The sequence below is a fragment of the Caballeronia pedi genome, from assembly GCF_001544915.2.
Classification (GTDB): Bacteria; Pseudomonadota; Gammaproteobacteria; order Burkholderiales; family Burkholderiaceae; genus Caballeronia; species Caballeronia pedi.
On the sequence record NZ_FCOE02000019.1, the window covers coordinates 133,790 to 146,329 of the forward strand.

Consider the following 12,540-nt stretch of genomic DNA (forward strand, 5'->3'; position numbering starts at 1 on the left):
GCTCATGAACTCACGCGCGACTTGATGAGCTTGTCGTCGACGGCTTCGCACCACGTATCCGCGAGCGTGAAGCCGGTCTGGAAGCGATCGGTCGGATCGACGCCGACTTGCGATATCGCGGTGATCCACGCCTGGCCGGATACGACGGGCACGATCGCGGGCACGTCGCCCAGGCGCGTGACCGATTCGATGCGGCTCTCGAAGATCGAACCGATGATCGACTCGTGCAGAAAGGTCTCACCCACGTCGATGAGTCCTTTGGCGTGCATCACCGCGAGCCGCGCGGAGGTGCCCGTGCCGCACGGCGAACGGTCGCAGCGGCCCGGCGACACGATCACCGTGTTGCGCGATTTCAGCACGCCGTTCTCGCGCGAGAGCGGCCCGACGAACTCGGTCATCGTGATGCCCTTGATGAGCGGATTCAACGGATGCGGCGAAGGCAACTGCTCCGCTGCGGCGGCCTTGATGATCTGCCCGAGTTCGCACAGTTCGCGCGCTTCATCGGGCGTGATCTGAAAGCCGAGTTTTTCTGCATCGACGATCACATACGTCATGCCGCCATATCCGACATCGACAGTCAGGCTGCCGACGCCTTCCACTTCGATCGTCCTGTCGAGATGATTCGCGAACGCGGGCTGATTGGTGAATTCGACCTTCGTGACCTTGCCGTTCGCGCACGTACAGCGCAGATGAATCAGCCCGGCGGGCGCTTCGAGCACGAGCTCGGTGACGGGCTCGACCATCGGCAGGATGCCGGTTTCGAGCAGCACGGTCGCGACGCACATCGTGTTCGAGCCGGACATCGCCGGATATTCGGTCGATTCGGCGATCACGTAGCCCATTTGCGCGCGCGGGTCGGTTGCGGGCAGCAGGAAGTTCACGGTCTGATTGGCCGAGCCGCGCGGCTCGAAGATGCAGATGCGGCGCAGGTCGTCGCGCACTTCTTCGAGATGCATCATCTTGTCGAACATCGTCGCGCCGGGCACGTCGAAGACGCCGCCCGTCACCACGTTGCCGACTTCGCCTTCGGCGTGGCAGTTCACTACTGTGAGCGTTCGGTTCCAGCGCATGTTATTGCAGCGGCGCGTGCGCCGTCTCCTTGATGGTGAAGACCGTGAAGGTCGAGAGCACAGCGGCGAGCATCACGAAGTACGCGGGCGAAAGCGGCGAGCCCGTCGCCTTGATGAGCGCGATGGAGATCATCGGCGCAAAACCGCCGAACACCGCGTTGGCGATGCCGTAGCCGATCGACATCCACGTCGTGCGGATCTTCGTCGGAAAGAGTTCGGAGAGCACGGCTGGCCCGACGCCCGAGAAGATGCCGATGATCACGCCGCCCAGCACCTGCACCGCGCCGACAATCGCCGCCGATTTGTATTCGAGCATCAGATGGAAGATCGGATACGGCAGCACGAGGAACGCAATGCAGCCGATCGTATAGATGGGCTTGCGGCCGAAGCGGTCCGAGGCCGCGCCCCAGAACGGAATCGATGCCGTCATCATGATCAGGCCCGCCGTGTTGAGCCACAGCGCCGTCGACGCGTTCATGCCGACGTACTTCGTCGTGAACGAGGGCAGATAGTTGAGCAGCACATAGAGCGACACCGTCCACACGATCACGAGACCGCAGGCCTGCAAGCCGAGCAGCGCGGGCGGGCGGCCTTTGGCTTTGGGCGCTTCATCGCTGGCGCTCTGGTAGACCGGCGTCTCCTCGCTGCGCTTGCGGATGATCCAGCCGATCGGCCCGATCACGATCGCACCGACGATGAACGGCACGCGCCAGCCCCAGTCGAGCATGGCCTGCTGGCTGAGCAGCGTGGTCATGAGCGCGGCCGCACCCGAGCCGAGCAGCATGCCGCCGAGCGTGCTGCATTGCTGGAAGCTGCCGTAGAAGCCACGCTTGTTCGGCGGCGCCCATTCGACGAGAAACGCAACCGCGTTGCCCAGTTCACCGCCGACGGAAATGCCCTGCAGCATGCGCGCGGCGACGAGCAGGATCGGCGCCCAGATACCGATGGACGCATAGGTCGGCAGCAACGCCATGAAGAGCGTGGCGGCGGCCATCAGCGGCATGACGAAGGTGAGCGTCCACTTGCGGCCTTTCTTGTCGCCGAGCCAGCCGAAGATGATCGCGCCGAGCGGCCGCGCGGCGAAGCCGAGGCCGAACGCGCCGAAGGTGCCGAGCATGGCGGCGAAATCGTCGCCGGTGGGGAACATCACTTTGGCGATGACGGTCGCGAGAAACGCGTAGGTGCCGAAATCGAACCATTCGAGGATGTTGCCGACGACCGCGGCGGTGACGGCGCGGCTGGATTTGGAGGAGGCTTTCGGCGGATCGCTTGCGGCGTACGGACTGGCAACGGCGTTGGCGCGGTCGGTCATGGTGACTCCCTCGGTCGCGTGGGGTGCGGTTCCGGGGGATTGTGCGCCCATATCAAAATTGAATCAAGGATTTTGGATCCAATTTTGTCGAAAGCGTTCTCGTATGAACAAGGATTCCCCGGCAAGCCTCGAAACTCGTAGAGGCTTTCCGTTCCGTTCTACCGCGCGCTTGAATTCTTAGCGTGCGACGAACACCACCGGAGTGACGTCGCCGGAGACGTCCTTGTAGCCAAAGCTAAGATAAGTATTGCTATATCCCTTGCCCGCTGCGTCCGGTTTCAACTGTTGAACGGACCCTTGCGAACCACCGGCGTGAAAGATCGAGCCGGTCCTTGCGTCGTATTGAAGTTGCTGCAGCAATGGGCTGTTCGTCACGAGTATTGCTCTTTGCCGGTTGACTACGTCATAGATAACAATTGGATTCATACTCGGATCGGACCGGTTAACACTCTCCATGTCGGCTTCGTTGAAGAGGATGCGATCAGAGCCAATCGCTGACAAGTATTTCGGGTTCTTCTCCGGCAGGTCGGTCAACAAGCGTACCTCACCGCTTGCCAGATCCACCTCTCCCAATTTGCCTTCGCTCGCCGACGTAAAGAAATAAGAATAGGCTTTTCTTGCGTCAGGCGTTAGCGCAAGCTGACGCCGATTGGACTCGTAACTGCCGCTTGGAACCGCGCCGAACTGATACGAGCGCGTGATCGAGCCATTCGTCAGATTCACTTTAAGAATCTCGCGTTTGTCTGCCGCCGGTGCGACGGTGTCGGCCAGCACATAAACGCTTCCGCCATCGTCGCGGGCCGTAGCTATCCTGAGCAAGTCGTATTTCTCGGGTAGCACGATCGTCTTCGTCACCTTCCCGGAATCGGTGTCGACGATCCCAATCTTGTTTCCGTAGATTTCATAGAAATTGCGTCCATCTAGTGCAGGCAGAAGGCTGGCGTGGTTACGGTTGATGTATGCATCCAGTTGGCCGGTTTTGCTTATGACCGAATTGGTTGCTGTATCGATGGTCGCGAGGTGGGGCGCCAAACCTGTTGACTGTTTGCGCAGAGCCAAATGCACGCGTCTACCATCGGCGCTCGCATATAAACCACTGGCCGTCGAGTAGTCAGGAAAATCGAATGTGGCCTTCACGTCGCGAGTTGCGAAATCGTAAGCGGTGACTTGAACCGGTGCCGATCCACGCGTCAAAACGTAGATCGTTTCCCCGACCCGCCGCGCCCCATAATACTTCTGCGCCATCGTGATATCCGTCGCGCTCAGCTTGCCATTGCCGTTCCATTCCGGATTGCAGTAATTCATGATGGACGCCAGATCCCACGCGCCGATCATCGTGTCGCCATTCGTACCTTGCGCGGGCTCCTTGCAACTCGACGGCGTATCCGGCCGATTCTGCTCATGCGCGAAACCCAACGCATGGCCGAACTCGTGCGCGGCCACATTGCGAATGCAGTATTCTTCGCGGCCTTGGCAACTCGTGCTCCAGTTCTTGAACGTGAAGTTGAGCGCCATCCCTCCGACCACGTTGTTCAGCATCGCGCCGAGCCCGCGGGTATGCGGCCCGTTCGCGGCAATGTCCTCGACCGTAATCCGAATCCCGTAGTAGTTCGGATCGTTCGCGCATTGTTGCCAGCCGGTGAACTCGACGCCGGAGTTCTCCTCCCAGCTGTCCTGAACCGCACGACGAGTCCAGTCACGTTGAGTGGCATATTGCGCAAAATCGGCATTGCTCATGTCCCAGCAAACCCCGATTGGAACCTGCTTCCAGATGACGGTCGACAAAGCGTAGCCCTTAACCGTCGACTTGTCTTGCGCGCTGGATTGCTCTGCCGCGTTCTTGGCCGCCGCGCTCAGCGCGTCGGTGCTGCTGTCGCCTCCGCCGCATCCACTGATCAGCAATCCTGATAATAAGGCCAATAACAGCCCTCTCAGTTTTTTCATTTTCCGCTCCGTTTTCGAAAGGCCACGCATCCTCGGGCGTGGCAAGAGCAGTATATTTTCGTTTTGTAATGAACATATAACTTCCATTACAAAACGTTTCCAAAAAACTTCACTGTTCACGTAGGTGCGTCAACTATTGATCATCAAAAAGTGATAAGTGAGAAGCGCGCCAAAGCGTGCGAGCTCGTGCCAACAGCATCGTCGCGTCGCGATGCAGATTTCGTGAGCTCCTCGACTATCTCGAAATTGAGTCGGACCGTGGAATCGAAAGAGACGAAGCGCCGCGTTCAAGGCGCATAAAAAACGCCAGGCCTCGAAGCATCCGAGGCCTGGCGGCTATGTCAAAACTGATCGGCAAGGTGGCCGGGTGCCGGAGATCGAGGAACGAGCGGGGTTTCGAGTTGCCCGCCGTGACCTCGCAGCGGTCTATCCAAGACAGAGATTATTTGCGAAGAAATGCAAAGAAATCTCCGAACGACGAATAGTGCATTCCGCCCTTGGTCGAGTACGCCAACTTGAGATCAACGTCCTTATACGTTCCGTCGTCCTGCCGGTCGAACTGACTGAAATCGGACGACTTCAGTACAAAGATCGATTGCGATTTCGGGTCAAATTGAATCTGCCTAACCGCTGTGCTCAGAACGCCGAGGGTCGATTTCACGCCCTTTTGCACGTCGTACAGGATGACCGGATTGAGCGTGGAGCTATTGTTGGTAAAGACGATCTGTTGATTGTTGATTGTCTGGATATGCAAGGGGTTCAACTCGGTAAGCGCGGCGAACTCTCTCACAGCACCACTCGTCATGTCCAGTTCTCTCACACGCTGCTCATAGTTTGGCGAGCTAGGACCGTCAAAGTAAGCTCGTTTCCCATCGGGCGTAACAGCAAGCTCGTTCCTATAGGGATTCCAATCTCCGAGCTCGAACGTCTTCACTACATTCAGCCCATTCGCACTCAGTTTGAGAATCCAGTCCCGCTTCAGGCCGCTATTCGATGCCAGCGCGTAGATCACATCTGAATCGTCCGAGGCCGTGGCGACTTGACTCACACGCAGTCCCTGAGGAGCAGAAATGGTTCCCTTCAACGCGCCATTAGCCGCATCGAAGACGCTTACCGACTCTGCAGCGATAAATATGCGCGAGTTGTCCGAAGAGACCTTCATACCGAGAACTGACGAACTCAAGTTAAGGCCCGAAACCCAGGCAATCGAATTGCTCGCAACATCGAAGGCGGCCAGGTACTGCTGATTACCAGCTTCATTGGCAAGCACAAAATACATCCGACGCCCGTCCGGACTCGATCGCATCAACGAAGCCCGGTCATAGGGAACGGCGACACCAAGATCGATTTCCTTGACGATCGCACGAGTCGCGTAGTCGTACACCGTCAGATGAACCGGAGCGACTTCACGTGTCACTTCATAGAACACCGCTTGCCGGCGCGGGCCGTAGAATTTCTGCGCCATCTCGATGTCGGTGGGGCTCAGTTTGCCGTCGCCGTTCCACTTAGGATTGCAGTAATTCATGACCGACGCGAGATCCCACGGACCGACCATCGTATCGCCCTTGGTGCCCTGTGCGGGCTCGATACACGACGATGGTGTGTCCGGCCGATTCTGCTCATGCGCAAAGCCCAGCGCATGACCGAATTCGTGCGCGGCGATCCGACGAATGCAATATTCCTCGCGCCCTTGACAACTCGGACTCCAGTTCTTGAAGGTGAAATTGAGCGCCATTCCGCCTTGAGCGTTGTTCAACATCGCACCCAGACCCCACGTGTGCGGCGCGCTGCCGACGATGTCCTCCACCGAGATCCGTATGCCGTAGTAGTTCGGATCATTCGTGCACTGCTGCCAACCGGAAAATTCGACGCCGGAATTCTGCTCCCAGGTCTCCTCGACCGCGAGCCGAGTCCAGTTGCGCTCCGCGGAATACCGTGCGAAATCCGCATTATTCAAGTCCCAGCAAGTACCGATAGGCACCCGATCCCAAATAACGGTCGACAACGCATAGCCCTTCACCGTGGCCTTGTCCTGCGCGGCAGACTGTTCGACTGAAGTCTTGGCCGTGGAACTCACTCCATTGGTGCCGCCACCGTCGCCACAACCGCTAATAAGCAATCCTGACAATAATGCCAGGGCTAAACCTTTTAAACCCTTCATCTTCTTCTCCGTAATGACTGCCCACGCGTCCTCACGCGTGGTAGGAGAAGTATATTTTCAGCGCGCTATCAAACTGACACGTCCATTACAGAATATTTCCAAACTTCCCCGAGTTTCGTGTCAAATTTTGATCAATTGCTTTTAGGCGATCATTCGATGAATGCTCTTGCGAAAAGGCAATTACCGAAAGCGTTCAATCTCGGAAGAATCGTGTCAAGCCTCACCGAGCCCCATAAAACCTCTGCGCCATGACAATGTCCGTCGTGCTCAACTGCCCGTTGCCATTCCAGTCCGGATTGCAGTAATTCATGATCGATGCCAGATCCCACGCACCGATCAACGTATCGCCATACGTACCTTGCGCAGGCTCCTTGCATGTCGATGGCGTATCCGGCCGATTCTGCTCGTGCGCAAAACCCATCGCATGACCAAATTCATGCGCGGCGATATTGCGAATGCAATACTCTTCGCGACCCACGCAACTCGTGCTCCAGTTGTGGAACGTGAAGTTGAGCACCATGCCGCCCACCACGTTGTTCAGCGTCGTTCCGAGTCCTTGTGTATGCGGCCCGTTCGTGGCGTTATCCTCGATCGAAATCCGTATACCGTAGTAGTTCGGATTACTGGTGCATTGCTGCCAGCCCGTGAACGTCACGCCGGAATGCGCCTGCCAGCTCGCCTCGACCGCGAGACGGCTCCAGGTGCGTTGATTGGTATACAGCGCGAAATCCGCATTGCTCATGTCCCAGCAAACGCCGATAGGCTCCTGCTTCCAGATAACGGTCGACAACGCGTAACCCTTTGCTGTGGCCTTATCCTGCTCGCTTGCCTGCTTCGCCGCGCTCGCAGCGTCGCTGCTATCGCTTCCGCCGCACCCGCTAACCAGCATTCCTAACAATAATGCAAATGACCACGCTCTGATTCGGCTCATCTTATTCTCCCGAGTCACTCAGCAGAATTATATTTCGCGATGAGCCGTCAAACTCGAATGGTCATTCCATAAGATCCAGGAAAATCAACGATTTCGCCCGCGAGCGCTTTCGAATGTCGCGGTTACGATCACCCCGCGCCCCGGATGCTCCCGCTGGCCGAGCCGAATCTCTCCCCGATGCGCCTGCACGATTTCCTTCGCAATCGCGAGCCCCAGACCCGTCCCTTCCACATCCGCCGCAGCGCGATAAAACGGCTCGAACACACGACTGCGCGCTTCCGCTGGAATGCCGGGGCCGTCATCGGTGACGGTCAGCGTGACGCGTTGCGCATCGCGCTTGACGGCGACGGTCACGTGCCCACCCGCCTGCGTATATCGAATCGCATTTTCGGCGACGTTGTGCACCAGCGCCGACAACAATCCCTCATGCCCGATCATCCACGCCGCCTCGACCAGCTCCGCGCCCAGATCGATCTCGCGCTTCTGCGCGAACATCGCAAGATCTTCGACGACGTTCTGCGCGATCGCGGCAAGATCGACCTCATGCTTCGCAAGCTGCGTATAGTCCGCCGCTTCAGCCTGCGCGAGCAGCAACAGCTTGTTGGTGAGCCCGACCATCGAGCGGTTGCTTCGCTGCATCGCCGCCAGCGCTTCTTGCAACGACGGCGCCATCTCACGATGCTGCCGTGCGAACTGCAATTGCGTCTCCAGCAAGGTCAGCGGCGTGCGCAACTGATGCGCCGCATCCGCGATGAAGCGCCGCTGCGCCGCCACCTGAAGCCCGAGCCGCGCGATGCACTGATTGATCGCCTCGACGATCGGCCGCAACTCCGTATGCAAACGCTCGACGCGCAGGGGTTCGAGCTGCATCGGATCGCGGTCCATCACTTCCTTCTTCACCTTCAGCAGCGGCCGCAATTCGAACGTCAGTCCGATGCACGCGAGCGCGACCGCGAGCAACACCATCTCGATCTGCCGCACGAGCTGCGGACGCCAGAGTTCGCGAATCATCGCGTCGCGCGACGCCTGCGTCTTGCCGACCGAGACGAGCACGCGCCGGATCGCGCCGTTGTCGTACATCTGGCGCACGAAGCCGACGGCACGAATCGGCTTGCCGTGCAGATCGGCGTCGTAGTACATCGGCGTATCGTGGATCGCGGCGGTCGGTCCGAGCGGAAAATCGGGCGCGCCCGCGAGCAGACGGCCATCGTCGACGCTCACGTTGTAGAAAACCTGATCGCCCTGAGGCGACGCGAACACTTCGAGCGCGGCTGGCGGAACATCGACGAGCAAGCGGCCGTCCGACCACTCGACTTCTCCCGCGATCATCCGCGCAGATGCGAGCAGCGTGTTCTCCTGCACGAGATCGGCGGTGTGGCGCGCGTTGTCGTACGCGGCCTTGCCGGTCACAAACACGTAGAACGCGAGCGGCACGAGCAGCCACCACAGCAGGCGAACGCGCAGGCTATTGGTCATCGTCCTTCTTGCGCAACAGATAGCCGAGTCCGCGCAGCGTGACGATCGCGGCGGAACTGCCGTCCAGCTTCTTGCGCAGCCGCGACACGTAAATTTCGAGCGCGTCTTCGCTCGGGCTGTCCTCGTGCGTGAAGATCGCATCCAGCAACGACGCCTTCGACACCGTCTTGCCCAGCCGCAATATCAGCGCTTCGAGCACGCTGCGCTCGCGCGGCGTCACGTTGAGCGGCGCGCCTTTCATCGTGAACTGGCGCGTGTCGATATCGAAGACGAGATCGCCGCACGACACCTCGTTCGCCGTCGATGACGTGCGCCGCCGGATCATCACCTTCACGCGCGCGACCAGCTCGCGGACCTCGAACGGCTTCACCAGGTAATCGTCGGCGCCCGCGCCGAGCAACTCCACTTTCTCGTCGATGGAGCCGCTCGCGGTCAGGATCATCACCGGCGTCGCGTCGCCACGCTGGCGCATTCGTCGCAGCACGTTCTTGCCTGACAGGCGCGGCAGGTTGAGATCGAGCAGCACGACATCGTATTGATTGGTGCGCAACAGTTGATCGGCGGACTCGCCATCCTGCACGGTTTCGAGTGCGAAGGATTCCTGTTCCAGCATCTTGGCGAGCCAGAGCGACAGCGTCGGATTGTCTTCGATCAGCAGCAGTTTCATGGTGGCGCGATTGTATTGGCTTCGACGAAACATGATGCATCGGGTTAACACCCATGTTTCGCTATCGACACAGAAAGCTGGCAGAAGGATTCACCTTTCTATAATCGCCGCACACATTCGAACAAGCGGGCCTTTCCTTACGTCCCGCCCCACATCAAGGAGACTCCTGATGCGTACTTTGCGCCAGATCGCTGCGGTATCCGGTATCGCTTTCGCGCTTGCCGCGGCATCCGTGTCGGCTCATGCCGAGAAAATTTCCATCATGGTCGGCGGTGCGACCAAGATCATCTATCTGCCCGCGAAGCTGACCGAGCAGCTCGGCTACTTCAAGGACGAAGGGCTCGATGTCGAAATTCTCTCGCAGCCCGCGGGCGTCGATGCGGAAAACGAGCTGCTCGCCGGCGCGGTGCAAGGTGTCGTCGGTTTCTACGATCACACCATCGACCTGCAGAGCAAGGGCAAGGAAGTGCAGGCGCTGGTGATCTTCGGTCAGGTGCCGGGCGAAGTGGAACTGGTCTCGACCAAGGCCGCCGACAAACTCAAGAGCATGGCCGACGTCAAAGGCAAGACGCTCGGCGTGACGGGCCTCGGATCGTCGACCAGCTTTCTCACGCAATACCTCGCGCAGCGCGCGGGCGTGAGCTCGAAGGAATACACGCTGCTGCCGGTGGGCGCGGACGCGAGCTTCATCGCGGCGATCAAGCAGGAACGCATCGATGCGGGCATGACCACCGAGCCGACCGTGTCGCAACTGCTGAAGACCGGCGAGGCGAAGGTGCTCGTCGACATGCGCACGCTCGAAGGCACGCGCGCCGCGCTCGGCGGCACGTATCCGGCGTCGAGCTTCTACGTGCAGCGCGCGTGGGCGGAATCGCACAAGGCGGACGCCGCGAAGCTGTCGCGCGCGTTCGCGAAGACGCTTAACTTCATCTCCACGCATAGCGCCGAAGAGATCACCGAGAAGATGCCGAAGGACTATTACGCGAAGAACAAGGAGCTTTACGTGGGCGCACTGAAGGCCTCGCTGCCGATGTTCACCAAGGACGGCAAGATGCCCGCCGACGGCCCCGAAACCGTGCTGAAGGTGCTCTCCGCGTTCAATCCTTCGGTGAAGGGCAAGCATATCGATCTCGCGCGCACGTACTCGAACGAGTATCTGTCGGGCACCGCGACGGCATCGAAGTGAGGCTCGCACAATGAACCAGACGACACAACCGGCCATCGAACTGCGTAACGTCTCGTGCCGCTTCGTCTCGCCGGACGGCAAGGCCACGGTCGCGCTGCGCGAATTCAGCATGTCGGTGGCGAAGGGCGAGTTCGTCGCGATCGTCGGCCCGACGGGCTGCGGCAAGTCCACCACGCTCAGCATGATCACGGGCCTGCTCAAGCCGACGACCGGCGAAGTGCGCGTGATGGGCCAGCCGGTGGACGGCATCGATCCGCGCATCGGCTTCGTGTTTCAGGCGGACGCCGTGTTTCCGTGGCGCTCGGTGCTCGACAACATCGCGGCCGGCCCGCTCTATCGCGGCCGCTCGAAGTCCGCCGCCTACGACGAAGCCAACGAATGGCTGCGCCGCGTCGGTCTCGACAAGTTCGGCAAGCATTATCCGCATCAGTTGTCGGGCGGCATGCGCAAGCGCGTCGCGCTCGCGCAGACGTTCATCAACAAGCCGGAAATCCTGCTGATGGACGAGCCGTTCTCCGCGCTCGACATGCAGACGCGCACGCTGATGCAGGACGAGTTGCTGCAACTGTGGTCGGCGAACGCGGGCTCGGTCGTGTTCGTCACGCACGATCTCGAAGAAGCGATCGCGCTCGCGGACCGCGTGTTCGTGCTCACCGCCCGCCCCGCGACGCTCAAGCGCGTCTACGAGATCGATCTGCCGCGCCCGCGCATCACGTCGGAGATTCGCTATCACCCGCATTTCATCGAGATTTCGCGGGATATCTGGCACGACCTGCGCGAAGAAGTGCAGATCGGTTGAACCTGTTCGAGAGGAACCTCACCCATGTCCACGCCTCAACAAGCGATGCCCGCGGGCATCGATCCCGGCGCGCTCGCGCAAGTCGAACGCGAAGCGCAAAAGCGCATCAAGCAGCGCCAAGCGCTCGTGATCGGACTGCGCATCGCGGTGCTCGTCTTCGTGCTCGGCGGTTGGGAACTGTCGGCTCGCCTTCACTGGATCGATCGGTTCTTCTTCTCGATGCCGTCCGCGATCTTCGATCAGATCGTCGAGTGGTTCGTCGAAGGCACCTCGCAAGGGCCACTGCTCACGCAAGTATGGGTCACGCTCGAAGAGACGGTGCTCGGGTTTCTTATCGGCTCGGTGGCGGGCGTGTTTTGCGGCATCGTGCTCGGCCGCAACAAGCTGCTGGCCGATGTATTCAGTGTCTATATCAAGATCGCCAACTCGATTCCGCGCGTGGTGCTCGGTTCGGTGTTCGTGATCGCGCTCGGTCTCGGCATGGCGTCGAAAGTGGCGCTGGCCGTCGTGATGGTGTTCTTCGTCGTGTTCGCGAATGCGTTTCAGGGCGTGCGTGAAGCAGACCGTTACATGATCGCGAATGCGCAGATTCTCGGCGCGTCGCGCCGTCAGGTGACGACGTCGGTCGTGATTCCTTCCGCGCTCTCGTGGATTCTCGCGAGCCTGCATGTGAGCTTCGGCTTCGCGCTGGTCGGCGCGGTGGTCGGCGAATTTCTCGGCTCGAAACAGGGTATCGGGTTGCTGATCTCGACGGCGCAAGGCGCGTTCAATGCAAGCGGCGTGTTCGCGGCGATGATCGTGCTGGCGGTGGTCGCGCTCGCGGCGGATTATCTGCTTACAGCGGTCGAGCAACGTTTGCTGAAATGGCGGCCTCCTGCGGCGCATTGATGCGCTCCATGAAAAAACCCCACGCGCTCTGAACTGCACCCCAAAAGTTGGACACAGATCCAACCTTTGGGGTGTTTTTCATGGCGAAGTACAGCGAGGGATTCAG

The 12,540-nt window shown here is 59.7% G+C and carries 10 protein-coding genes; 3 read left to right on the forward strand and 7 right to left on the reverse strand.

Annotated elements, in window-relative coordinates; translation table 11 throughout:
• Positions 1 to 2: 2 nt before the first annotated feature.
• From AWB80_RS25535 to AWB80_RS25565, 7 genes are all read right to left on the reverse strand, one after another.
• Positions 3 to 1,070: a proline racemase family protein gene (locus AWB80_RS25535; RefSeq protein WP_061177434.1), complete on the reverse strand. Its 1,068-nt coding sequence runs from the start codon at positions 1,068 to 1,070 to the stop codon at positions 3 to 5.
• Position 1,071: 1 nt separating this feature from the next.
• On the reverse strand, positions 1,072 to 2,382 hold the full coding sequence (locus AWB80_RS25540; protein WP_061177435.1) for an MFS transporter: 1,311 nt from the start codon (positions 2,380 to 2,382) through the stop codon (positions 1,072 to 1,074).
• Between the two features lie 177 nt (positions 2,383 to 2,559).
• Entirely contained in the window at positions 2,560 to 4,326 is a 1,767-nt protein-coding gene (locus AWB80_RS43485) for a M57 family metalloprotease (RefSeq protein ID WP_061177436.1), read from the reverse strand.
• Positions 4,327 to 4,768: 442 nt separating this feature from the next.
• Entirely contained in the window at positions 4,769 to 6,487 is a 1,719-nt protein-coding gene (locus tag AWB80_RS43490; RefSeq protein WP_143328139.1) for a M12 family metallopeptidase, read from the reverse strand.
• A 220-nt stretch (positions 6,488 to 6,707) separates the two neighbouring features.
• Positions 6,708 to 7,418: a M12 family metallopeptidase gene (locus tag AWB80_RS25555; protein WP_244206720.1), complete on the reverse strand. Its 711-nt coding sequence runs from the start codon at positions 7,416 to 7,418 to the stop codon at positions 6,708 to 6,710.
• An 84-nt stretch (positions 7,419 to 7,502) separates the two neighbouring features.
• Positions 7,503 to 8,894, reverse strand: a complete 1,392-nt coding sequence (locus AWB80_RS25560) for a sensor histidine kinase (protein WP_061177438.1) — start codon at positions 8,892 to 8,894, stop codon at positions 7,503 to 7,505.
• The gene (locus AWB80_RS25565; RefSeq protein WP_061177439.1) at positions 8,884 to 9,561 is read right to left on the reverse strand and encodes a response regulator transcription factor; all 678 of its coding nucleotides are present in this window, start codon (positions 9,559 to 9,561) and stop codon (positions 8,884 to 8,886) included. The genes AWB80_RS25560 and AWB80_RS25565 overlap by 11 nt, the downstream gene beginning before the upstream one ends.
• 169 nt (positions 9,562 to 9,730) lie before the next feature.
• Between AWB80_RS25565 and AWB80_RS25570 the strand changes: the two genes are divergently transcribed.
• Genes AWB80_RS25570 through AWB80_RS25580 form a run of 3 tightly spaced genes read left to right on the forward strand, consistent with a single transcriptional unit; the run spans position 9,731 to position 12,434 of the window.
• Positions 9,731 to 10,747, forward strand: coding sequence for an ABC transporter substrate-binding protein (locus AWB80_RS25570; RefSeq protein ID WP_061177440.1), 1,017 nt, complete (start codon positions 9,731 to 9,733; stop codon positions 10,745 to 10,747).
• A 10-nt stretch (positions 10,748 to 10,757) separates the two neighbouring features.
• On the forward strand, positions 10,758 to 11,546 hold the full coding sequence (locus tag AWB80_RS25575) for an ABC transporter ATP-binding protein (protein WP_061177441.1): 789 nt from the start codon (positions 10,758 to 10,760) through the stop codon (positions 11,544 to 11,546).
• 24 nt (positions 11,547 to 11,570) lie between these two features.
• Positions 11,571 to 12,434 carry an ABC transporter permease gene (locus tag AWB80_RS25580; protein ID WP_061177442.1) on the forward strand — a complete coding sequence of 288 codons (864 nt, stop codon included), beginning with the start codon at positions 11,571 to 11,573 and terminating at the stop codon, positions 12,432 to 12,434.
• Positions 12,435 to 12,540 lie beyond the last annotated feature (106 nt).